This is a genomic window from Ramlibacter sp. G4-7, assembly GCF_057784995.1.
In genome coordinates, this window is record NZ_JBYNTT010000001.1 from 459828 (window position 1) to 483862 (window position 24035).

The window sequence follows — 24035 nt, forward strand, 5'->3', positions numbered from 1 at the left end:
CGCGCCATGATCAACAAGCAGAACAAGACCGTGGTCTGGGTGCTGGGCGCGCTCGCGCTCGCGATCCTGCCGCTGCTGCTGCAGTCCGCCGGCAACTTCTGGGTGCGCATCGCCGACTCGGCGCTGCTGTACGTGCTGCTGGCCCTGGGCCTGAACATCGTGGTCGGCTACGCCGGACTGCTGGACCTGGGCTTCGTCGCCTTTTTCGCCCTCGGTGCATACATGTACGGCCTGATGGCGTCGCCGCACCTGTCGGAAAACTTTCCGTGGTTCGCGGCGATGTTCCCGCAAGGCCTGCACACCTCGGTGTGGCTGGTCATCCCGCTCGGGGCGGCGGTCGCGGGCTTCTTCGGCATCGTGCTGGGCGCGCCCACGCTGAAGCTGCGCGGTGACTACCTGGCCATCGTGACGCTCGGCTTCGGCGAGATCATCCGCGTGTTCCTGAACAACCTGGACCACCCGGTGAACCTCACCAACGGGCCCAAGGGCCTGTCGCAGATCGACGGCGTCACGCTGATGAAGTTCGATGCGTTCGGCATCCCCGGGCTGAACCTGTCGCAGCGCCTCGACGTCACCGAGGACTACGCGATCAACTCGGTCACGCTCTACTACTACCTGTTCCTGCTGCTGGTGGTGGCCAGCGTCATCATCTGCCATCGGCTGGAGCTCTCGCGCATCGGCCGCGCCTGGATGGCGATCCGTGAAGACGAGATCGCCGCCAAGGCCATGGGCATCAACACCCGCAACATGAAGCTGCTCGCCTTCGGCATGGGCGCCACCTTCGGCGGCGTGTCCGGCACGATGTTCGCGGCCTTCCAGGGCTTCATCTCGCCCGAGTCCTTCAGCCTGATGGAGTCGGTGATGATCGTCGCCATGGTGGTGCTGGGCGGCATCGGCCACCTGCCGGGCGTGATCCTGGGCGCGGTCCTGCTCTCCGCGCTGCCCGAGGTGCTGCGCTGGGTGTCGGGCGTGTTCGACCTGCAGTCCGTCACGGGTGGCCGGCTGGACGCATCCATCCTGCGCCAGCTGCTGATCGCGCTGGCCATGATCATCGTGATGTTGCTGCGACCGCGCGGCCTCTGGCCGACGTCGGAACACGGCAAGTCGCTGCAGGCCGCCAACGGCACTGCCAAGGCTGCGGGCGGCGAACCGAAGCCGAGCGCCGCGATGTCCCCGAGCGAGTGAGGTCAACAAGAACATGACGGAAACCGTCCTTCGCGTCGCCGGCATCTCCAAGCGCTTCGGCGGGCTGCAGGCCCTCTCGGACGTGGGCATCACCATCCAGCGTGGCCAGGTCTACGGCCTGATCGGGCCCAACGGCGCCGGCAAGACCACCTTCTTCAACGTGATCACCGGCCTGTACACGCCGGACAGCGGCAGCTTCGAGCTGGCGGGCAAGCCGTATACGCCCAGTGCCGTGCACGAAGTCGCGCGCGCGGGCATCGCGCGCACCTTCCAGAACATCCGCCTCTTCGCCGACATGACGGCGCTGGAAAACGTCATGGTGGGGCGCCACGTGCGCACGCGCTCGGGCCTGATCGGAGCCGTCCTCCGCACCAAGGGCTTCAAGACGGAAGAAGCCGAGATCGCCCAGCGGGCGCGCGAACTGCTCGACTACGTCGGCATCAGCCGGCTGGCGGAGTTCAAGGCGCGCACGCTGTCGTACGGAGACCAGCGCCGGCTGGAGATCGCCCGCGCCCTGGCCACGGACCCGCAGCTGATCGCGCTCGACGAGCCCGCGGCCGGCATGAACTCCACCGAGAAGGTGGTGCTGCGCGAGCTGATCGACCGCATCCGCAAGGACGGCCGCACCATCCTGCTGATCGAACACGACGTGAAACTGGTCATGGGCCTGTGCGACCGGGTGACGGTGCTGGATTACGGCAAGCAGATCGCGGAAGGCTCGCCGTACGACGTGCAGCGCGACGAGAAAGTGATCGAGGCTTACCTGGGGCACAGCCACAAGCCCACGCAGGCGCTGCCCACCGGAGACGTGACATGAGCCCCGCACGGCCGCCCGAAGGGGCTCGTACCGCAGTGCGTAGCACGGAGGTTTCGCTATGAGCGAGGTGCTGCTGAAGGTGAGCGGCCTGAAGGTCGCCTATGGCGGCATCCAGGCCGTCAAGGGCGTGGACTTCGAGGTGCGCGAGGGCGAGCTGGTCACGCTGATCGGATCGAACGGCGCGGGCAAGACCACGACGATGAAGGCCATCACGGGCCTGCTGCCCCTGAAAGAAGGCGACATCGAGTTCATGGGCCGCAGCATCCGCGGCCGGGGCGCCTGGGACATGGTCAAGCAGGGCCTGGCCATGGTGCCGGAAGGCCGCGGCGTGTTCACGCGCATGACGATCACCGAGAACCTGCAGATGGGCGCGCACATCCGCAAGGACACGGCGGCCATCGCCGAAGACATGGACCGCGTGTTCACGACCTTCCCGCGCCTGAAGGAACGCAAGGACCAGCTCGCCGGCACCATGTCCGGTGGCGAGCAGCAGATGCTCGCCATGGGCCGCGCCCTCATGAGCCGCCCCAAGGTGCTGCTGATGGACGAACCCTCCATGGGCCTGTCACCCATCATGGTGGACAAGATCTTCGAAGTCGTGCGCGAGGTGCACGCGCAAGGCGTGACCATCGTGCTGGTGGAGCAGAACGCCAGCCGCGCGCTGGAGCTCGCGGACCGGGGCTACGTGATGGAGTCGGGGTTGATCAGCATGAGCGGGGATGCGAAGCAGATGCTGAATGATCCGAAGGTAAGGGCAGCGTATTTGGGGGAGTGATTAATTCGAGCCGGTAGCCGCCATGTTGAACCAAACTCCGGGCGAAATTTAATCGGAAATGCAGGTGGCGCACGCAGTGCACGTCAATCCTGGGCGTCATTCACTTGCTTCTGTAGTGTATGAATTCTCCGCTTCCGTTGTAGTTGATTACTTTCGCAGGGATCCCACCAACTACGGCGTCCGAGGGCACATCTTTCGTGACGACAGCGTTAGCACCGATGACGACATTGGACCCAATGCTCACTGCGCCCACGATCTTGCTTCCAGCCCCGAAATAGACACAGTCCCCGATTTCGGGAAACGTCCCGCCTTTGCCTCCCCCCCCGATCGTGACGCCTTGATGCATCGACGCGTGACGTCCAATTTTCGTGTGGTGGCCTATTACGATGTTGCCGAGGTGAGCGATAAAGAACCCGCCCCCGATCTCTGCATGTTCAGAAATCTCGATCGTGGTTAGCAGTTCTGTGATTCGTTTCAGGGGGAAGTAAGTCAGATACAAAGGAAGCCGAACCCAGCGATTCCGCAGGCCAACGACCCACGACCCAAAACGGTACACGATCACAGGCCAAGTGCACGGATAGAACAGCGGAACGAGAACGCACAGGGCACGCGGCCAGCTTTTCCTGAACGCGTAGCAATCGAGATCCTCAAGTAACTTACTCTGCACGATATCGAATGCGTTCGTAGACGCTTTCTATTCTTTTAGCCACCATCGCGTTGGAGAAATGTTCTTCTAGCCGCAAGCGGCCGTTACGCCCCATCTTCAAGCTGGCTGTGTAATCGCTCGCTATCCTCAACATGGCATCCGCGAGCGCATCCGTGTCCTCAGCGCGAACCAGCAGGCCTGTCTGTCCGTCAACAACGGTATCCGGCACGCCACCCACCTTGGTTGCAATCACCGGCAGACTGGCGTGCATGGCTTCGAGGATACTTATAGGATGCAATTCCCATCGGGAACTAAGTACAAAACAATGGCATCCCGCGAGAATTTGGGGGATGTCGCGGCGCACCCCGAGTAGCTCGACTCGCTCGCCCAAGTGCAAGGCGCGAATTTGCCGCTGAACCTCGGCACGCAGCGGTCCGTCGCCGGCAAGAACCAGCCGCACGTTGGGTAGCTTACGCGCGACTCTCTCGAACGCTTTGATCAAGGAGGAATGATCCTTCTCTGGGAAGAATCTCCCCACCATGACAAAGCGATAGTCGTCACTTTGTGGCCCGTTCATTGGCTCAGCGGCAGTGTCGATAGTCGTTCCGTTTGGAATGACGGATATCCGGCGGCGTTGGATTTTCAAACGCTCGAGATAACGAAGCTGAAAATCACAGATGGCGATCACGTGGTCAGCACGTCGATAAAGACGGGAAATCGCATTCCATACACGATGCTTCACGCCCCGACCAGAAAGCAAGTCGTAAGGGACGATGCCCAAACCGTGAAGATGCAATATGAGCTTCGCTTTGCTAACTACACAGAAAAGAAGGGAGTAAAAATTCCCTAAATCCAAGTGGGAGTGGATGACATCTGGAGCGAAGCTGCGCATTTTCCGAAGCATCGACGGAGCGTGTGCAATAGATCGCAGCGACAACGGCCGGGGCGAGAGGCGTATGCATCGCACTCCCTTTTTCACAAACTCGGCCTCCAAGAGTCCAGTACCCCCAAATGCGACCGCGTGCTCGTACTTCACGTGATCCATGTCTGGGAGGAGCGCGAGAAGGTTGGTCTCCGCTCCTCCAGTTTGCGGGGAACCGAGCATATGAAGGACGCGAATTCGTGGCGTCCCTCGCTCTTTCGCAAGCAAATGATTAGCGCTGTGGGTGTCCATTGCTTGGCCTCATTCTGGTTGGTGTTGACGAATTCCAACGATACCGTTAACGGGTGGCGAGCCCATGCCTATTCGGCGAATACTATTCCTCAGGGCTCGCGACTTTTGTCTTGGCGCACTCATCAGGCCAGCGCCCACAAGCACCCATAGCGGGGTGAAGTACGAGAGGTCATGGAACATGCCGTTAATCAATATCGACAGCAACATACCTTGGAGTGCGAGGAAAAACGGGCCGCCTTGGTTGTGCTCGCGCCTGAGGGCTCGTCTGCCGAGGTTTAGATATGCGTGCGTGAGCAGAGAGGCGAACAGAAGAAATCCGATCACGCCGCCCTCCATTAGCTGTTGCAGAAACGTGTTATGGCTATTGACTACAACATTGTCAGCGTCCAGCCCGCCCTGACTCAAGCCGATACCCCAAAGTTGGTTTTGCTGGAATTTATCTACAGCCTGTTCGAACAAGACCATCCTGTACAAAGCTGACGGATCCTCGTCCACAATTCCGAAGCGGCCAAGGATGGCCGTATCCAAATCAAAGAACATCGCCGCACCCAACATGCCCGCTCCCGCCGCGGCGAGCCCGATCATGCTGATAAGCCTCATTCCGCGCAGCCGGTAGTGAATGAACAGACTTGTTATCAACCACGCGGTGACAGACGCGCGCGACAACGTGGCCAGTAACGCAAGGAGGACTGCGATACTCGCAACTATAAAAGCCCATCGCTTTAGGGTCTCGCGAGATTCATAAATGAAGACCTGCAACGCATTGAGTCCGAGAACGCAATACACACCCATCTGCGTCGACGTGCCGGCAAGGCCAGATACTCGTTCTCCCGTGTGTGCAAGGTCTGCGTGCTGTTCCCAACCGGTGCCACCTATGAGCGCGGCCGCCAAGCTCACAAGGGCCCATGTGGAAAAGGCGATTACAAGGTGTCGGGCTGTTCGCGCCTGCGGGGGGCAAAGCGAAATCACCAAAGCGATCACTAGCGTACCGAGGTAGGGGCGTACGACCTCAAATCGCACGCCACCCATGCTGCTGGAAATAATCACCGCTGAGATGAATGCTATGGTCAGCAGCATTGCTCTCACGCGCAACCTCTTGTGCTCCGCAATACGCACCAACAGAAGCAGAGCAAACAGGTACGGCAGTAGCGCACTCTTGAGAAGCGAGATGCTCTGGAGTCCAGTTTCCTGCAGAATCGCGCCAACTATGCACATCGTCAAAAAGACAAAGGCTGGGATCAGCTGTGGCCGCCGTATTGCGATCCAAGAAAGCAGGGGAAGTCCCACCGGTGCTAGTGCGTATAGAACGTAGTCGCTCATTATTGGTCCCGAGTCAGAGCAAGTAGCTGCTGGATGCAGCTGTTATCGCGACCGAATAGACTTCTCTGACTGTCCTCTCACCGATGACTTGCCAAGACAACTCATTCGCACTTAGCTCCCGAGCGCCAGCGGACAAACGTTTGGCAAATTCATGGTCCTCCAGTATTTCGCGGATGGCTGCCGCGAAAGCTGCCGAATCGCAAGCCGGAACGAGCCGTCCGTTTACGCCATCGCGCACCATCTCCGCCAAGCTACCTACATCGGTAGCGATGACGGGCCGTCCGTACTGTAGCGCCATCGCAGCTACGCCGCTTTGCGTAGCGTCGGTGTATGGTAAGACGATGGCGTTAGCGCGGGTAAACAAGGACTGCAGGTCCACCGGGTCGATGAAGGCCTCGTGGAGTTCGAACTGGGGATCGCTTGCTATCTGCGCTCGGTGCCTGTCGAGGTCGCTGCCGCGTCCGGCGATGATGACCTTTGGCTTGAGTCCTGCCGCCGCGAGTTGGCGTATAGCCGCAATCAGATATGTGAGTCCCTTGTACTCCTCTACGCGACCGAAAAACAAGAGCGCGCCAGGTTCCCATTCCGCTGCGGGCATCTTAGACGTTATGCGGCCAATCGGTCCGTGAGGGACTGAATACACCGGTTTAGCTGGCCTCAAGAGTTCAACAGTCTCACGTCGAATCCTCTCACCATGCACAACAATGGCGTCGGCAAAGTGTCGGAGTAGCCGCTGATGAAGCCGGGGCAGCCATCCGCGACGCGAATCGGCGCCAGAATGAGGCACGTGATCGTGGATGGTTAGCACAAGAGGTGCGCGCCTAATTAGCCACCACTGTAAGGTGAATACATAACTCAGTGATTCCTGATAGTGAATGACGTCTGGACTGAACGCAGTAAGCTGTCTATTCAGACGAAAGGTCTCAATGAGGAGACGGCCGCTTCCTGGGCCGAGTCTGGGAAGAAAGCGAATCTCAAGGCGAGGAATATCGGCACTTAAGAATTCCTCCCCGAGCTCCTGAACAGCATTGTCGTGGGTCAAGTACACGAGGACTTCGTGTCCTTGATGCACCAAGGATCGAGCGAGGGCGTATGTGTACTCTGCAAAATGCAGTCCGAACAGTGCGATTTTCATGCTGCCTTTCTAGGCAGCAGTCGCAGGATCACCTTCGCAATGATCGCTCGATCGTCCTCAGTTGTCGCGTGCTTGTACGCGAAACAGCAGTATAGGCAAAGAAAAAGCAAGCCCTCCACGACGGCGGAGGCCATTCCCGTACGTGAATTGAAAGTGCTCATGGTGGCGAATGCAAATGCAAACGATCCAAAGCCAACGACAGAGATCCGAGCAATCTGCCGGTTCAAAGGCACGAAGCCAAGCACGCGATACACCTGCCACATCCTCAGCGAGTTCGCCAACACTACTGAAAGGAGAGTTGCAGCGGCCGCGCCCGAAAGTCCAAAACGAGGAATCAACGCTAGATTCAATACGACGTTCCAGAGCAGCGCGAATAGCATCGTGTGGAATTCAAGCATGTGGCGACCTGTCATGGAGAGCAGGAAACCTGCAGAGGACATTATCGCGAGGACTAGTTGGCTGAATGCCAGCAACGCCACAGGTATCGTGTCGATCTCGAAATCACGGCCGAAGATGGGCGTGAATCGACTACCAAGAAAGCCTATGACAAAAAAGAGAGGCAAAGATGCCAGCGCCACCCATCGCGTATGTTGATCCATAAGCCTCCGCATCTCCCCGACGTCACCCTCTTTGAATAGTCGAGCGAGCAGCGGTGCGACCGCTTGGTTCAACGCACCGTTGAAGATCAAAATTAGCCCGGTCAGCATCTGAATGAGTGCATAACGGCCCACGTCGGCTGCAGGAGCGAAATATCCAAGCATCATCACATCCACTTTCTGCAGCAGCACAGCAACTGACACCGTAAGGGAAATGACAAAGGAGTAGGACGCCACCCGCCTGAACTCCGACCACGTTACACTTTGTTGAAACGAGGGGCGATGCGAATGCCCAAAAATGTCCCGCTGGCGTGCGATCCAGAGTAGGTATAACGATGAAACAGCAAACGACACCACTGTTGCCGTAACGACCGACCAGAGTCGCCACCCAGCCAGGAACAGAACGAGAATCGCCAATACCCTCACCACTGGTTGGAGAAAAAGCTCTGCGACTACTCGGGGGTACGCAAAGAGGTAGCCGCGAAAAGCTCCCCCAAGCACTTGGGTGATGGCGATCAAAGGAATTGCCAAGGACATGACGGAAATCACGTTCCCGAACTCGGGATAGACATACACGTGACCCTCCAACCAGTTGGCGCCGCCGAGAAAAGCGGCAGCCACTGGCAACGCGGAAACGGCAATCACTACGGTTAGCGCTACCCTGAGAAATTGTCCGTTCTGCTGGGCGAAGCGTTCAGGTGGATGCGCCCCGAAATGCCTAACGACGCCAATGTCAAGGCCCAGTTTCGTGAACACGGTAGTCGTTTCGCACAGGCTTCGCGCGATGTTGAAAACGCCGAACGCGGCCGACCCGATGACACGCGCCACCAGCCATCCGGATACAAAAGTAATTGCGAGCTGAAAAATCGTCCCCGCGAGAGTGACTGTGGCCGTACGAGCGACGAGGCTTCGTTGCTGATGCGCTGCCGCCGGTGCTGTTTGTTGTTCAACCATGACTAATCGAGTGACACATGCGTCGCCGCACGATTCAAAACGTCTCCTGCTCGGTAACGGAGTTCCTCCAATACTCGAGGGTCGCGGGGGTACGTCTCAGTGCCATCGAACTTTGCGCGCACCATCTGAATGACGACGTTCACATCGCGCGCCAAGGCTGCCCCGCTCTCGCCACTCACACTTATTAAAGCGTCCCGAGCCTTCTCGAGGAGTACGAGATACTCGTAGTCCTCCATCCCGTCTCGGAACGCCTCCCAGCGCATGCTCGTGACAGGATCCCGCCCTCCTGCGTGAGGCGGATACACGAGAAAGCCGTCGCCCGGAGGGTAGCTGCCTGACTGTTCGACGTCGAGTCTGACGGGCCGCCCCGATGGGGTGTACCACCAGTTGTAAGCGTAGTGGAGATGCCCCCGAACCCCGTTTCCCCAGCTTAGCCAAGGGATCGCACGCAGTTTCACTAGTGGATAATCGATAAACCGATTAGGTGCCTTTCCGGTGGGAACCACCGCGGTATACCACCACTGCCCCCACTTGCTCGTTGGCGAAGATGGTCGGATCGGGGAGCCAAGCAGCGGCACGGGCATGTCTATCGCCCCCTTAATTTTGGACGACGGCAGCGTGACCGCATCAATGACTGGAACACCGGGAAGCCACCTGTGCACTTGCGTGGAGACATGTGCGTACAGCGGCATGTGCCCCTGGGAGGGCTCGTCCAGTACATGTTGGAGGTAACGATCGGCGATGCCCAGACGCACGTTTATCACATGCAAGTCGTGCAGAAACCGATCAAGGAACGCCCGACCTTCGGCGGTCTTCACGTCCACATGCGGGGACCGTGCCGTTAGTCTTGGTGCGGTGTCCGGGACTAGCAGGTTCGAGCCCGAGCGACCCATCAAATGAGAACCCTCGAACAGTTCGAAGCCATGAGTTCGAAAGACCTGGACCCAGCGTTCGTACTGCGTGAAGTCAAAGCTATAGCTTCCGTCACGGTTTTCTTTCGCTGAAATGAGATTCAGGGGTGTGTAGATAACGCTCTGCCGATGACGCGCCATGTCCGCGGCAACCCGATCTACTACCTGCCAGAATTCACGCGTCCCGCGTACGACATGAAACCCAGACTCGATCTGGGAGAGATGCACCCAGTTCGTCATATAGAAACTGGGGCGAGCCGGAAGCGTAAAGTTCCATATGTGTAGCGCCACCGGGACCGTGATGGGCGTTAATCCACACCAAATGGTGATTTCGCCTTTGTACTCACCGGCTGGTGTCCCCGGCGGTACGAACCACGTTCCCCATAGAATGTGTATCGGAGCACTGGTTACCGGGCGAATCTCCAACGGATCCGGAAAAGGTCCCGGCACGGTCCCTTCCATTTCTAGTTCGGCGGTGCTGGGGGTGTGTTTCCCTACATGTACATAACCGGGAAAGCGGAATTCGAAGTTGTCTGCAGACAGGAGTTTCCCGTCCGCTCTCCTTAGATCTGAGGCCACGACCTTGCTGACAAGGGCTGCAGGGCCCGAGCCAAGGACAATCTGGAACGTCTCGTACTCGTTGCGGGCAGCCCAAAGCTCTGCGTGCTTCGCGCGCAAGTGCACTGGATGGATAGATGGGAACACGCGCGTGAGCGGTCCCACCACGCTAGGTTCAGCGGAGGCGGTATGTACCGGCAGAATGACCAACAACGCGCACAGTGCCGCTATCACTTGCGCAACAGGGTGCCTCCAGCTAACCACAGCGTTCCCTCCCTAGTACTTCGCTATAACGGATTGCTTTGGAGGGTGTTCATGACAGCCCCAGAAGAGAATGAACTTTGTCAGCAACAATCTGCGGAATGCGCGAATCCGGGCGCTTCGGGATGGGCATCCGGCGAGCTCGTTCTATGGCGCTTGCAAGGGCGCGAACATCGTCGACTGGAACGACCCGGCCTTCCCTAGCGAGGGCTTCTACTATCTCGGCCTGAACGTCCTGACTCTCCCCTAACTCCGGCCTTCGAGGAACCGCAACGACAGGTTTTCCCGCCACAAGGCAATCTCGGAGGCTTCCGAGGCCTCCTTGGCATATCACGACTTCTGCCTGGTCGATCCAGCGCAGAATCTGCGAATGGGCAACGAAGGGATGACACTCCACATGCAACCCTTTCGGTGGCGTATACCCAGTCTGCGCAATTACGTGTTCACCGGAATCGGTTGCCCACCGGTCTACCGCTTCCAGAAGGCGTCCGAAGGAATATGGGTTGGTGCCAAGAAGGACAAGAATCAAAGCAGCGGGCCCCCGTATATTGCTTCCGAGAACTGCTCACTGAGATCCTTCCACTGCACGATGAAAACATCGGCGAATCGGTACAAAAGTCTCCCTGTGCGAGAAAGTGTGCGGACTCGAGCTCCGCTCTCGATGTAAATGACAGTACTACCCACAAGCTTCGCGAGCAAGCACGTTGCAAGCGCTATTCCAGAGCCGGTGCTGATAACGACCTTCGGACGCTTACGCACAAAAATCGACAACGACTGCCAGGCATTCACAACAAAAAGTCGAGCGCTGACGTGCGGGTCGACTACGAAATACATTTCCTCTTGTCCGAGCCGATCACGTACGTGAGGCTGGTCATAGGTTACGTAGTAGATGGGTGCCTTCACGAGGCGGACCGCACCGATGGCTTCAGAGAGATGCCCACCTGCGGAGCAGACTACGCACACGCTCATTCTGTCACCTCTCCCAAAACGCCCCTTCGAAAGCGGCCTCTAAACTCTTGGAAAGTTAGCGTCTGCGGGTAAACGGCATGGATAACATTGCCAGGATCCCAAAACAAGACGGGAACCTCGTCCGCCTTCATCTTCCGCTGGAGTTCGTCGAGGTCGAACGCATACAGATCCAGAGGAAATAGGAAGACAAGGGCCCTAATACGTTCCTTCAAACAGAAGATCGCGGTGCGCAGTCGTTCTAGCGGGTGCCCACTCAGCACAACTCGAATGTCGATGTCCGAACGCGCTCCGTATTTGCCTTTAGAAAGACTTCCGAAAGACGCGGCGCCAGCGATGTAGGCCCGGCCCTGCAGCCGATCGTGCAAGCCTTCCACATATCTAATAAACTGAGCAGCATCTTTTCTGCCCCAGTCGAGGTGGAAGAACAGTGCCACCGGCTGGCCATTGATGACCCAGTTGATACTGTGCGCAGCGGCGGCAGCGCCAACCCACACGAGGGGATGTGAGTCGGATCCCCAAAGTGCAACGAAGAATACCGTGACAACTACGTCCAGCGTGAGCTTCAGGGCGACTTCCACGGGGTTCATGTACAGCATGCCTTGAAGAACCCAGTTTGACGACAGCCGGCCCACCTTCGATTGGAAGAAAGCGATGGAGGCGCCGTTGGTCAAAAAGCCAGGCAGCTTTTTCGGCTTCATGTTCTCAGACCAACCCGATTGGCAACTTTATCCAAAAGACTCTGCAACGTATCGTCGTTTTCTATTGCTCTCAGGTTCTGCCTTGTCACCAACTCTTCATACAGTGCGAGCCTGCAGCCGAAGTTGCTGTCTACCGCAGACTCCGGCCTGGCCACTACGAGATCAGCGCGACTACGTCTCAAAGCGATCACGGCGGACTCCGGGGGGAGAAGCCTAAGGAACGCACGACCGATCCAGGTTTTGTCCAATTGTGGAACCCTAGTGTCAATCATCAGGTCGATCAAAATATCGTAGACGTAGCGATCCAAGATCAGGACTTGCCGGTCCTGTTTCGAACGGCGCGCCATGTACGCGAAATGCACGAGGGCAGCATCGAGATACTGAAGAGCAATGAATAACCAAGACACGACAAGCGATCGATGGAAGTCGTGATAGCCGACTCGAATCCCCTGAACTGATTCGTATCTGGTGAGTCGAACAAGCCTACAGAATGCCAACAGCGGCTTGGTCAGCAGGTGGTTGAAGCGCAACCAGCGAACTTCGACTTTGCACCCGCGCTGCTGTAGTTCACGTCCGAGCCACTCCACAACGGTCGTCTTGCCGCTTCCGTCGATCCCCGTGACGTAGATAATTGAAGGGATGTTCATCTCGGCCTCCCCCAAGTTTGTTGCGCTTGTGCGGCAACTATTCCGACCGCTGGCCAAGTTGGGTAAGTGCGCATGAACTCGCGCGCAGCTGAGCCCATCGCCTGCCTGTACTTCACGTCCGTAGCGAATCGCGCCAGCGCCTCAGAAAGGTGGCGAGGTTTCAGCGGGTGCACAACCTCGCCCCGGCCTTCAACGAGCTCAGGTATGCCGTCAACAGCAGACGCTATGACCGGTTTACCTCGAGCAAGCGCCTCGAGTATCGCTATGGGTACGTCGGAAGGCACTACTACGAATGGAAGAGTGACAACATCGCTCGCTTCAAGGTGGGCCCACACCTCGTCGCGTGAGAGCCATCCTCCAACAACCTTGACGCGATGAGAAATCTTGAGCTTCGCACAGGAACGCTGAATTGAACGCTGGACCGCATCATCGGCCCCTCGTGCGAGTACTGCCAGAAACATGTTCGAGTGCTGCTGACACACAATCGAAAATGCAGAAAGCAAGCCAGGCAAGCCCCGGATACGGCGTGCTGCGCCCAGATATACGTACACCACGGCGTCGCTGGGAAACCCGAGCCTTGTGCGCGCGCGCACGATCTCCGACAGCGGCACGCTCTGCGCGTCTGAGTGATCAATACCGACAGGAACATGGGCAATCTTTTCGTCCTGGACACCTGCCGCAATAAGGAGCCGACGGTTGTTCAGACTCTGCGTGACGATGCCTGCCACCGCGTTGTCGTTTAGCAGCGCCGCGAATGCCCATCTCGGCACCAATCTCTGCCGGATCAATGCACTGAGCTCCGCCCAGGGGACGCCGATCGCTAGCGCCCCCAGAAGCAGACTCCAGGAGTACAGCGGACAAGTGACCACGGCAACGAGCGGAATCCCGAGCCGCCTCCAACTCGCACGGTAGAGCACTGAACGTGGTGTTACGCTCCACCAGATTTGCTCCGGCTGATTCGACTTGATGAGCGCCTCAAGCTGAGTCCTGTATCTTGGCGACAGAAAGCGGGTCGAGATTACTCTGAGCTGCGGGCTCCATTCCTCATCGATTTCTGCAGCGTCTGAGTCGGTGACGAAAACCACCGGCTGGGTTTTCGCAAAATGAACGGCGAGCTCATAAAGGTAGCGCCAGGGCTGCAGTTGAACGTTGGCGCGGCGTACGCCATGTGCGACAAACACGATCGTTGCCATTACGTCTCTCACCCCACTTCAAGCAGCAACTCGCGTGCGAATGCATGGACGTTCGACGCCGAGTACTTCGATTCCACGATGCTCCGATTCCGCGACCCTAGAGAGCTGCGCAGCCGCTCGTCTCCAGCGAGCCTCAGTATTGCTTGTGCGATCTGCTCCGGTGAGGATTCATCGACTAATAGGTCTTCGACAATTTCATCGACTGCTCCGCATCGGGTTGCGACGACGGGCATACCGCAGGCCATCGCTTCCATCAACACGACGGGAACACCCTCCTTACCTTGTTCCGAGTGCGTGATGGACGGCAGGCAGTAGATATCGCACGACTGGTACAGCAGCCGTAGTTGCGCGCCTCCAAGCTTGTCGAAGAAGCTCACCTTGTGGTCCACGCCTGCATCACGCGCCAAACCTCTCACATCAAGTGGACCAAAGCCGACGACAACAAACTCAATGTCTGTATCGGCGAGAAGCCGGGCAGCCTTGAAAAGATCTTCGAAGCCTTTTTGAGGCTGGAATCGTGCCACCGTGAGGACCCGCACGGGGCGACGCTTGCGCCACACGCTTGTGTCAACGCAAAGGCGACTAAGAATCAACCGCTCGGGAGATACGGAGTATCTTTCCTTCAAGATTCCCACGGCTAGATCGGATATGGCAAATACGCGATCGCAGGTCAGGATAGCCTTCCGAAACATTGCTTCGTTTGGATTTACGTGGAGTTCGTGCGAGTGGATCGTGACGCTCAACTGCAATCCAGTGATTCTTTTGCAGTAGTAGCCCACGAAAAGCTTGTGATCCCCGAAGTGGCAATGTATTTGGGCCACCCCTTGGCGAAGCATGATCGGAGCGAAGTGGAGCGCGAATATAAAGTCCGCAGTGCTCTTCGAGCGAATGGCTTCGACGAGCAGTTTCGGATGGGCCAGCGCCCTCGCCATGAGAAGCGGCAGTCTTCCAAGAAGCTTCGGCATTGGCAGTGCAAAACACGTCCAATCCGGCTTCGGCGAAAATACGTCGTTGTACTTGAATTTCGTGGCAAAGAGAACGATGCGCAGGCCCATTGCGTAGAGCGCGTCAACTTCGCGGTATATGAACGATTCCATTCCGTTCCCCATGGAAACGACGTAGGCGACCGGTCCGAGACCTTTCTGTCCGGGCAACGCCGCAGCTGCCGCGCTGCCCTGCGGATGTGTGTTCATGAGAAAGGCTCAAAGACGACTGTGGATACCGGCATCGCAGGTTTGCGACGCGCTTTCTGCTCTAAGGGTCGAATCCCGGCGTGCGGAGCTTCATATTCGGAGGCCGTTCGTGCCGGAAACGCGCTCGCCAAGCTCGCCTCCTTGGTCATGCTCGTGGGCGTGACAGATCGCCAACCTCGAGACGGCACTTCGAATCCGAGAAGGACGCTTTGACCACTGCTACTCACTGGCTGCGGGCCCCAGCTCATTGGTGAGCACTCTAACAGCCGAGTTGGGCCGCGGGAATGTTCTTGAACGAGAACGTCAAATTTGCTACACGTAGCTCTTGGCATGTTGCTGTTGTGCTCAAGCGCGAGGCGTCCTAGAAATGGCTGGAACTTTGACGATGGGCCCTCTCGAATCGCGCTCTTCGGCGAAGCAGTTCCGAGCAGATGGGTGTCGCGCTCCTTGTGTCCTCGCTTCTTGACGCTAGCTGGGCGCGAGGAACGAAATGCCTTACTATCATCTGGGTCACCGCTGGCATTGGGGCGCGCCCGGCGACTCATGCCACACGCCATAGACACGCTGTCAAGTAAGGCGACGTAACCCTCGTGGCCGAGGCCTAAGCCAGTTCGCCGAGGAGACTCGGTGAACGGGACCTCTCGTATTGGTCCGACGTCGGCAGCGACATACCCCGGTGCTTGGCAAAGTACTTGACCAAGCTGCTGAGGTGCCACCAAAAATGGCGGTTCAGGATGGTCGAGATACTTTGGTGCTGACCCGAGTGGATCACTATCGATTCTGGCGCGTAAACGACTTTGAAGCCACGCTGCCAAGCTGCTCTGCACCAATCAACGTCTTCCATGTAGAGGAAGAACCGAGCATCCATGCCGCCAATCGTCTTGATCGCCGAGGCCTTTAGCAGCATAGCGCCGCCTGAGAGCCAGTCGACGCATTGCCTCCCCTCCCGGGAGCAATCCTGCATCAGATAGCGGTGGAGCTCTTTCGACGATCCGGGGAGAGCAGCTAGATAGCTTCTCACAAGCAGAAAGGTCCAGGGCTTCGGAAACCGACGGCACGAGGGTTGTACGCTGCCTGCACTGTCACGGACCTGGGGTCCTGCGAAAGCCCATGCCCTGTCAGCATCCATGGCTTCCATCAAGTCAATTGCAGCACTATCCGCCAGTAGCACATCAGGATTCAGCAGATAGATGTACTCGCCGGCTGCGTACTTGAGAGCAGCATTCACGCCACCTGCGTATCCCAAGTTGTCGCCGCTCGAGATAAACTTGACTCGAGGCGAGAGACGCGACTGGTGCTCCCGAATCTCGGTGTCTGAGTAGGACGAATTCGAAAGGACAATGCACTCATGAGAGACGCCGCCAAGGTGCTTGGCAATTGTATCTAGGCATGCATGTACGGTGTTCATGCACCGATACTCGATGATGATGACACTCAATCGCATCTGAATCCTCTTGCGTAGAAGCCACGCCCTTTAGGCGCAAACGTCCACACGATCGGGCTGCTCGTTCATGGCAGGAGCCGACGCAGCCACGTGTTGATAGAAAAGGTGATAACCAAGGAAGCAGGCGAGCAAGCCGGCCAGCAGAATGTCGTGCCGAGACGGGAACAGCACGGCCGGCACCACTGGCGCAAGCGCGCAAAGCCACATCACGAGGGACACAGAGGCATTGCGCAGGTTGGGGCTAAGGTATTGCAGACGCGGCTGGACGATCTGCGTAGCCACCAGACTGTGAAGGTGGTGGCGATCGGCAGCCCCCGGCGAGAGCCGTTGTTTTCGCCGCCGTATCACGCTGTAAGCGACTTCGATGGTGGGATAGCCGCACACCAGGACGCTGGCCCAGGGCGAGACACTCGCGTTGCGCGCAAGGACTTCTACGGAAAGCCAGGCCAGCGCGAAGCCGGCGAAGTAGGCGCCCCCGTCTCCCAGGAACAACTTGCCCCAGGGGAAGTTCACCAACCAAAAGCCGCACACGGCGGCACCGACTAACACTGCGACGAGCGCCAGCGGGAGATCGCCGACGCTGAGAGCGATCGCGGCCAAGGCACCCAGCGAGATCATCATGGTGCCGCTCGCGAGGCCGTGGAAGCCGTCAATGATGTTGATGGCGTTCGCCACCCCGCCCACCGCGAACGCCGTGAAGACCAGGGCGACGGGCCAGTACGACAGCAGCATGTCGACGGGCCCGATTTCGACCCGCGTCAGGCCGGTGCCTGTCACCCACACGGCCAGTGCCCCGCTGGCCATCGTGACCAGCAGCCGCGTGCTCACGCCCACCCGCTTCGTCACGTCTTCCAGCAGCCCGATCAAAAGCGCCGGCATGCCGGCGAGCAGCAGCGTGGCGAGCAACTTGCGCTCGGCTGCGCCGGGCATGACAAAGCAGCCCACCGTCAGCGCGATGTAGATCGCTACACCGCCGACGCGAGGCGTGGGGACATCGTGGAACTTCTGGATGGCGCCTGGCCGATCCATCGTGAGATGGCCGTGCTTGTTCGCGCTCACCACCAACAAATACGCAAGCGCAAACGACGCGACCACCGTGACGCCGATGGCGGCGTATGAGCTCAGCATGGGGCACCCTCCGACTGCTTTTTTTGTTACTACTTTGGGACTTTGCGGCCGTCCCCCCTCTGGCACGCCTTGTGACAGAACGTTATGAATTCTATTTCAACTGCTGAGCTACACAAGACCACTTAGGCCAAAATACATCACGCGGTGCGGGATTTTCCCCACGCAAGCGCGTTCCCGCACGATCCGTGCGAGCGGAGGGCAGGCCCATGAGCCCTAGCGCGACTCTGTGTAGCTGTACTCGCGGTAGCGGTACCCGCCGTACTTGTACGCATAGCTGCCGTAGTGACGGCGGCTCAGGTCGAGCGCGTTGAGCAGGACGCCGGTGACGCTCTTGCCTGCATGCGTGAGACGCTTCGCGGACTCGTGGACTTCACCCATTTGCGTCTCGCCTGCGCGCGCCACCAGCAGCAAGGTGCCGGCTTGCGCCGCGATGGATGGCGTGTCCGCTGCCACCAGCACCGGCGGCGTGTCGATGATCACCAGGTCGTACTGCGCAGAGAACTGTTGCAACAACGCCATCAGCGCGCTGCTCGTCATGAGTTCGGCCGGGTTGGGCGGTCTCTTGCCCGTGGTGATCAGGTCCAGATTGGGCAGCAGGTTGCGCCGCACGGCCTCCTTGGCAGAAATCGACCCGAGCACCAGTTCCGACAGGCCGCCCGTGCGCGGAACGCCGAAGTACTCGCTCAGCGGGCCCTTCCGCAGGTCGGCGTCGATCAGCAGCACGCGCTTGCCTGTGCTTGCGAGCAGGGCGGCAAAGTTGGCGGACACGAAGCTCTTGCCAACACCCGGAGTGGGGCCGGTGATGATGATGCGGTTGTTCGGTGCCTCCAGCATCGCGAACTGCAGCGCCGTGCGCAGGCTGCGCAGGCTTTCCACGGCGGGGTCGTCGGGCATCTGAGCCGCGAGCACATGCAAGCCAGGTTGTTTCTCGGAGGCCTTGCGCGCCAGGGACTCCTGGACCGTGCTGAGAGGAATCGTGCTGTAGACGTTGAGGTTGGTCTCGGCCTCGATCTCCTGCGCATTGCGGACGCCGCGGAAGAATGCGTTGCGTGCTAGGGCGAACATCACGCCACCAAGCAGGCCGAGGATGCCGGCAACACCGAGGACAGCCAGCCGGTTTGGACCGACCGGCTTTTCCGGCCGGGCGGCTTCGTCGATGACGCGCACGTTGCCTATCTTGCCTTCGCGCACCAGTTGCAGCTGCAGGGCGCTGTTCTGCAGTTGCTGGTACAGCTCGCTATTGAGCTTCACGTTGCGCTCCAGGCGCAATGCGTCCTGCTGCACGTTGGGCATGCGCTGAATGCGCGCATTCATGCGCCCGATTTCGTTCGTCCAGGCAGCGATCTGGTCATCCAGGGTCTTCACCGACGGATGCTCCGAAGTGAAGCGGCCAATGAGTTCACGCCGCTTCTGCTGTGCCTCCATCAGTTTGGCCTGGAGGTCGACGCTTTGCGCCAGCACCAGCTTCGCTTCCTCGTCGAGTGCAACCGTCCCCTGCTGGTTGCGGTAGCTGTTGTATTGCTCCTCGGCTTGCGTGAGCTGCTTCTTGAACTGCGGCAGCTGCGTGTCCAGGAAAGCCAGGGTCTTGCCGGCCTCAGCCGCCTTGCGCTCGGTGTTCTGGAGCACATACTGGCGACCGATACCATTCAGGATCGTCGTGAGTTGATCCGGATCGCCGCCACGCAGCGTGGCTTCAATCACGCCGGACTGCCGGCCCTTTTCCGTCAGGCGCAGCGTCGCCTGCAGATCCTCGATGGCCGCGAGTCGCGAGCGGCGCACCAGTTCGAAGTCGGCGCCGGGCTTGGCTTCCAGGCTGCTCACGGTGAGTTCGAGCACACCCGAGGGCGTGTTCGCGACCAGAGGCTTCCCCACCGACCCGCGCCATACTTGGTTGTGATCGACGTGACGCAGGACGAACTGCCCGCCCTCCAGCACGCTCAGGCGGAATGGCGAGCCTTCCATGTCCCGGGGAACGTTGAACGTCGGCACGGTGATCGACTCCGTGCCCATGACGTAGCCGGACACGCCAAGGAAGCCGGGCTCAGACAAGTCCTTGGAATGAGCCGCCACCATGGAGCCGACCAAGGGCAAATAGCGAGGGCGCGCGGAGATGTACAGCCGTGCGCCGTCCACGGCCTGGCCGATCACGAGACGTGAGCGGAGGATTTCAAGTTCGGCGGAGGTTGCTGTCTTGACGTCCACCAGCCCGGCCGCCTGGCCGATCAGGTCCTTGGCGCTGCCCGCGCTGTCTTCGACCTGGATCAGCGTGTTGGCCTCGTAGACCGGCCGGGCGAGCACCGCATAAGTGACTCCGACCGCTAACGCGACGGCCGTTACAGCGCCTATGAGCCAGCGGTTGTCGACGAGGATGTCCCAGTATTCGACCAGATTGATGGTGTCTTCATCATCTTCCATCGGCGCGGGACGGGCCAGCAATTGGTTCTGCAACGGGTGCGGAGCATTCATGGTGGGCTCTTCAAAGTCTCTGGATGCGTTGCAGCCAAGGCTGGATGCTCAGGTCGAGCAAATTGAGCGCGTGCCGGAAGGCTTGCGTGGGTTGTCGGTAAGGATCGGGAACATCCAGATCCGCGTACTCACCGATGCGGAACACGCGGCCGCAAGCTTCCGGGTACATGTCCTGCAGCCGTTGGCGTTGCTCGCGGTCCATGACCAGGATCACGTCGGATTCGAGGCACATGCCCCGCGTGACTTGGCGGGCACGGTGGCCGCTGATGTCGATGCCGCGATCGCGCATCAGCGACACGGCCTTCTCCTGTGCATGCTCGCCCACCAACGCACCCAGCCCCGCGGAGCGAACGCTCAGGTCGGGGAGAGCTGCGGCCAACAGGCCCGCGGCCATCGGGCTGCGGCAGATGTTGCCCTCGCACAGGACCAGGATGGACTTCATGGACTGATCACTTGCCGTCCAAGATTCAGCGCCTGCGCGCTCGGCAGGATCAGGCTGATGATGCGGTTCCAGTACACCAGCGGCACGGGGTCGATGTAAACCACATCGCGCGGACGCAGGGGGAAGCTTTCCGCCAAGGCCAGCGCAATTGGATTGTTCGCCTTGAGGTGGAAGACAACCGGCTGGCCTTCCGTGTTGTTGCGGATCACGTAGATCTGGTCCGTGTTGGCCGTCCCCAGGTTCGGGCCGCCTGCCTCGCCGAGAGCCTCGTTCAGCGTCATGCGGCCGTTGCGCATCTGGAGAGCCGTCGGCCGAAGGATCTCGCCCATCACGAACACCTTTCGCTCCTCGCGATGACGGACCGTCACCAGGTCGCCGTTTTCCAGCAGGATCCGGGTGGGATTGATGCCCAGCTCCTGCAGGCGCAGGAGGTCGATCACCACGGTCTTCTCTGCACGCGTGAGCGTGACGAAGGAACGGTCTCCGTTGGCCGTGACGCCGCCGGCGCGGTTGATCGCCTCCGGGAGTGTCATCGCGACATCGGTGAAGATCTGCGTGCCCGGCACCCGCACCTCACCATCGACATACGCCCGCCTGCTGCGGAAGGAGTTGATGCGAACGGTGACCTGCGGGTCCTTGATGACGCGGCGGATCCGGTTTGCGACGATCTCGGCGGCCTGCGCCTCCGTCAGTCCCGCCACCGTGACGCGGCCTGCGTGCGGGAAGAAGATCTGGCCGTTCGCATCGACGATGAAGCCCGGGGCACTGCTGATGCCTGTCGGGTCGGCCTGCTGGTTGACCACGGTCCCTGCGCTTGGCAGCAGTTCCGGGTGGTCGTAGACGACGACCTGCAAGATGTCGCTCACCCCGATCGTGTACGGCTTTGCAGTGGCAAAGAGCGCCTGGATATCCGCCGCTACCCCGGCGGGCTGCTGCAGCCGTTCGGCCTGAATCAGCTGCGGCGTGATCGGCGTCACGACGCCTTGCGGCGGATTCGCCGCATCCGCGGGGACGTACTGCCCCAGCGTGATGCTCGTGCGATCCGCCGGGTCGGCATAGTCGAAGCCTGGCGCCGTGACGACGGCGCAGCCTTGCAGCAAGGCCACGGCGAGCGCCATCAACGTGGCCAGCCGGCCGGGAATAAAGCGATGCATGAGCCCCATGTTCTTATGTCGCGCGAGGCGAAGCGAGTAACTCTAACGTACAGCTCGACCGTTGCACTTCGGCCTTTCGGCTGGTTTCGTTAAACGTGAAAAGGTCCCTACCGCGCGGACTGCCTTGCGGCATCCCGGATACGGGGTACGTTGTCCTGGAAGTACGCCAGGCCCGCGCGGTCCGAATTGAACACGCTCTCGAGCGACGGAACCGGCGGCAATGCGCCGTACCCTGTGCTCACCGCGTTTGCAGTCTCCCGCACCACCGATTCGATGCCGTGCGTGAACCGGGGCGTGCCCGTCACCTGGATCCCGTTCGGGTTCATGTCCTTGCGCGGGCCGATGGGTACGGACACCTGGATCCCCACGAACTGACGCGCGGACGTGTTCTCGAACTGCGTTCGTTTGTAGTACACGTGCACTGCCACGTCGCTGAACCACTGCCGCAGGCCAAGCTGGAACCCGTAGTCGTTGTTCATGAAGTTGCCGGCCGTCGCTTCCCAGTAGGTACGCGTCGGGGCCAGGTGGTAGCGGTATTGCACGAGGGCAGGCCTGGGATTGCGTGGCCCAGGCGAGCCCGCGAGGCCGAACTCCTGGTGCTCGAACCATCCTGCTTCCGCACTGAGCCTGTGCTTGCCGTCCCCCGGCTCCCAGCGAAGCGCGCCGTGCACGCCGTCGTAGAAATTGCCGAACCGGCCGATGGACCCTTGTGCCACCACGCTGCCGAGCCCGTGGCGATGGATGCTCACGTCGTCAGACTCGCGCATCCAGGTTTCCAGGGGTAGGCGAAGCGTCTGGGTGAAGGCGGCGCGCTCCAAGCGGGATTGCACCCGGCGGCCGTAAAAGAGTCCGCCCGGCTCGTAATTGGCGCTGTTTGCCAAGGGCACGTCGTACCGTGCCTCCACGCTGGCCCCGGCCCAGAGCGGAAGTTGCAGCCCCACATTGGCCCCCAGTGAGTAGTCGAAGGCGCCGACCTCCGTTCCGAGGTTCGTGCGCAGCACGGGGCTGAGGCTCACGCGCAGGGTTTTCCAGCTCGGTGACTCGCCGCGAACGACCCAGCTTGCGCCCGTGTGCAAGCGGTCCAGGACGGTGGTCCCCGGAGTGGAGAGCTCTCCCGCTGCGCAAGCGGGTGTGTCGCTCTGAATCCATTGCCGGAGGCAGTCGGCTTGTCCCGTCACGCCCACCAACGGGGTCTGGCGTTGTGTCAGCACGAAGCGGTACGCGGTCCTGGACTCCCCGAGCGCTTGGGCGATCGCTGCCAGTGCAGCGCCGAGCGCATCCACCGAGTTCCAGTTGTAGGTCGCGTTGTTGGCTCGCACGGCTACCGAGCCATCTTCCATCCGGCCGACCCAGAGGTCTTCCAGCCCCCGTGCGCGGAGTGCTGCGGCAAGCTCGTGGAGCCGGCCATCATCGACAGGCGAGGAGGACGTACGCGCCGATGAGGGCTGCGGCTGAGGCCACGCGAGGCCAGGCACCGGGGCTGTGAGGGCTTCGTACGCAGGCAGTGGCTGCTGGTTCCCGCGCAAAGCCGGAGGTGGAACCTGCTCGCCACCCGCCGGCAGCTTGGGGACCTTGTACAGGGGGATGGACAAGCCTGCGCTCAGCCACGTCTTTTCGGTCAGCGTGGTGCTGGTCAGGCGTTGGTTGGCGCCCAGGTAGGCAGACCACCCATCCGGCAGCCACTCCCTGGGAGCGAACAGGCGCACCCCCGCCCAGGCATTGCCGTCGGTGTATTCCACTTGCCCGCGCACCCAGGGCAACGGCTGCCAGGCCGCGGCGGCGAATGGGCCGTCGAGTGGTGAGCGCGGCGCGTTGGAGCCGCTGCTGCTGTTGCGAGCGTATCCGGCGCTCGCTTCCCAACGCCCTTCGTTGTACGTGAGCACTCCGTAGTAGCTGCGGAAATTGGTGGCGGCCCCGCCCACGTCCGTCGCGCCGCCTGCGATGCGAAAGCGGCCTGCGGCATCCAGCCCGATGCCCAGTTTCGCGGACGCCGAGAGATCGCGCACGCCACAGCCCGGTGGGCCAAAGCAGCTGCGGTCCAGTGGGGAATTGGCAGCCAGTCGCCCCGCGATCTCGAGGTTCGGCAGCAATCCAAAACCGAGGACGTAGTTGTGGCCGGAGGGATTGCGCACGGCACCGGGGAGCTGGTTGTCGTACGCGAACTCCATGCGCCCCCAGCCGAGAAGATGTGCGTTGGGCGTGATCCCCAAGCCGGTGTAGCCGGCCTGTGTGAGTGTGGTGGGGGGCGTCTGGGCGAGGCACAAGGACGCGGTGGCCCCCACCATGAGGGCGAAACAGGAACGCATGAGGAGAAGCGGTGTCAGGGCGCGGGAACGGTCCCCGAACCTCGAGGGACGGCGGCGTACCTG

Annotated in this window: 21 protein-coding genes; 3 read left to right on the forward strand and 18 right to left on the reverse strand. The window is 60.2% G+C overall.

From position 1 onward, the window contains the following. Nucleotides 1-6 precede the first annotated feature (6 nt). From AC3EGR_RS02245 to AC3EGR_RS02255, 3 genes are read left to right on the forward strand one after another with little or no spacing between them, the layout of a single operon-like run. Nucleotides 7-1185 carry a branched-chain amino acid ABC transporter permease gene (locus tag AC3EGR_RS02245; RefSeq protein WP_488544799.1) on the forward strand — a complete coding sequence of 393 codons (1179 nt, stop codon included), beginning with the start codon at nucleotides 7-9 and terminating at the stop codon, nucleotides 1183-1185. A gap of 13 nt (nucleotides 1186-1198) precedes the next feature. Beyond that, nucleotides 1199-2002 (forward strand): ABC transporter ATP-binding protein, encoded by an 804-nt coding sequence (locus tag AC3EGR_RS02250; RefSeq protein WP_488544800.1) that lies wholly within the window; start codon nucleotides 1199-1201, stop codon nucleotides 2000-2002. A gap of 58 nt (nucleotides 2003-2060) precedes the next feature. Continuing rightward, nucleotides 2061-2777, forward strand: coding sequence for an ABC transporter ATP-binding protein (locus AC3EGR_RS02255; RefSeq protein WP_488544801.1), 717 nt, complete (start codon nucleotides 2061-2063; stop codon nucleotides 2775-2777). A 100-nt stretch (nucleotides 2778-2877) separates the two neighbouring features. On the opposite strand, the gene AC3EGR_RS02260 is transcribed toward AC3EGR_RS02255, so the two are convergent. The 18 genes from AC3EGR_RS02260 to AC3EGR_RS02345 form a co-directional block, all read right to left on the reverse strand. Further along, nucleotides 2878-3123, reverse strand: coding sequence for a hypothetical protein (locus AC3EGR_RS02260; protein ID WP_488544956.1), 246 nt, complete (start codon nucleotides 3121-3123; stop codon nucleotides 2878-2880). Between the two features lie 310 nt (nucleotides 3124-3433). Further along, entirely contained in the window at nucleotides 3434-4597 is a 1164-nt protein-coding gene (locus AC3EGR_RS02265) for a glycosyltransferase (RefSeq protein ID WP_488544802.1), read from the reverse strand. Between the two features lie 9 nt (nucleotides 4598-4606). Then, nucleotides 4607-5917, reverse strand: coding sequence for an O-antigen ligase family protein (locus AC3EGR_RS02270; protein WP_488544803.1), 1311 nt, complete (start codon nucleotides 5915-5917; stop codon nucleotides 4607-4609). A gap of 13 nt (nucleotides 5918-5930) precedes the next feature. Beyond that, on the reverse strand, nucleotides 5931-7052 hold the full coding sequence (locus AC3EGR_RS02275) for a glycosyltransferase family 4 protein (protein WP_488544804.1): 1122 nt from the start codon (nucleotides 7050-7052) through the stop codon (nucleotides 5931-5933). Next, on the reverse strand, nucleotides 7049-8602 hold the full coding sequence (locus AC3EGR_RS02280; RefSeq protein WP_488544805.1) for a flippase: 1554 nt from the start codon (nucleotides 8600-8602) through the stop codon (nucleotides 7049-7051). Before AC3EGR_RS02280 ends, AC3EGR_RS02275 begins: the two co-directional genes overlap by 4 nt. 2 nt (nucleotides 8603-8604) lie before the next feature. Beyond that, nucleotides 8605-9753 carry a DUF4091 domain-containing protein gene (locus tag AC3EGR_RS02285; RefSeq protein ID WP_488544806.1) on the reverse strand — a complete coding sequence of 383 codons (1149 nt, stop codon included), beginning with the start codon at nucleotides 9751-9753 and terminating at the stop codon, nucleotides 8605-8607. Between the two features lie 631 nt (nucleotides 9754-10384). Beyond that, nucleotides 10385-10861 carry a glycosyltransferase gene (locus AC3EGR_RS02290; RefSeq protein WP_488544807.1) on the reverse strand — a complete coding sequence of 159 codons (477 nt, stop codon included), beginning with the start codon at nucleotides 10859-10861 and terminating at the stop codon, nucleotides 10385-10387. Continuing rightward, nucleotides 10858-11301, reverse strand: a complete 444-nt coding sequence (pssD, locus tag AC3EGR_RS02295) for a PssD/Cps14F family polysaccharide biosynthesis glycosyltransferase (protein ID WP_488544808.1) — start codon at nucleotides 11299-11301, stop codon at nucleotides 10858-10860. Before pssD ends, AC3EGR_RS02290 begins: the two co-directional genes overlap by 4 nt. After that, nucleotides 11298-11999: a nucleotidyltransferase domain-containing protein gene (locus tag AC3EGR_RS02300; protein ID WP_488544809.1), complete on the reverse strand. Its 702-nt coding sequence runs from the start codon at nucleotides 11997-11999 to the stop codon at nucleotides 11298-11300. The genes pssD and AC3EGR_RS02300 overlap by 4 nt, the downstream gene beginning before the upstream one ends. Then, entirely contained in the window at nucleotides 11996-12646 is a 651-nt protein-coding gene (locus tag AC3EGR_RS02305; protein ID WP_488544810.1) for a hypothetical protein, read from the reverse strand. The genes AC3EGR_RS02300 and AC3EGR_RS02305 overlap by 4 nt, the downstream gene beginning before the upstream one ends. After that, nucleotides 12643-13839 carry a glycosyltransferase family 4 protein gene (locus AC3EGR_RS02310; protein WP_488544811.1) on the reverse strand — a complete coding sequence of 399 codons (1197 nt, stop codon included), beginning with the start codon at nucleotides 13837-13839 and terminating at the stop codon, nucleotides 12643-12645. Before AC3EGR_RS02310 ends, AC3EGR_RS02305 begins: the two co-directional genes overlap by 4 nt. An 8-nt stretch (nucleotides 13840-13847) precedes the next feature. Further along, nucleotides 13848-15032, reverse strand: coding sequence for a glycosyltransferase family 4 protein (locus AC3EGR_RS02315; RefSeq protein ID WP_488544812.1), 1185 nt, complete (start codon nucleotides 15030-15032; stop codon nucleotides 13848-13850). A 601-nt stretch (nucleotides 15033-15633) separates the two neighbouring features. Next, entirely contained in the window at nucleotides 15634-16476 is an 843-nt protein-coding gene (locus AC3EGR_RS02320) for a glycosyltransferase family 2 protein (RefSeq protein ID WP_488544813.1), read from the reverse strand. A gap of 30 nt (nucleotides 16477-16506) precedes the next feature. After that, entirely contained in the window at nucleotides 16507-17604 is a 1098-nt protein-coding gene (locus AC3EGR_RS02325) for an MraY family glycosyltransferase (protein WP_488544814.1), read from the reverse strand. A 213-nt stretch (nucleotides 17605-17817) separates the two neighbouring features. After that, nucleotides 17818-20070: a polysaccharide biosynthesis tyrosine autokinase gene (locus tag AC3EGR_RS02330; RefSeq protein WP_488544815.1), complete on the reverse strand. Its 2253-nt coding sequence runs from the start codon at nucleotides 20068-20070 to the stop codon at nucleotides 17818-17820. 10 nt (nucleotides 20071-20080) lie between these two features. Further along, a complete protein-coding gene (locus tag AC3EGR_RS02335; protein ID WP_488544816.1) occupies nucleotides 20081-20512 on the reverse strand; it encodes a low molecular weight protein-tyrosine-phosphatase in 432 nt (143 codons plus the stop codon). After that, entirely contained in the window at nucleotides 20509-21675 is a 1167-nt protein-coding gene (locus AC3EGR_RS02340) for a polysaccharide biosynthesis/export family protein (RefSeq protein WP_488544817.1), read from the reverse strand. Before AC3EGR_RS02340 ends, AC3EGR_RS02335 begins: the two co-directional genes overlap by 4 nt. A gap of 98 nt (nucleotides 21676-21773) precedes the next feature. Continuing rightward, a complete protein-coding gene (locus AC3EGR_RS02345; RefSeq protein WP_488544818.1) occupies nucleotides 21774-23972 on the reverse strand; it encodes a YjbH domain-containing protein in 2199 nt (732 codons plus the stop codon). Nucleotides 23973-24035 lie beyond the last annotated feature (63 nt).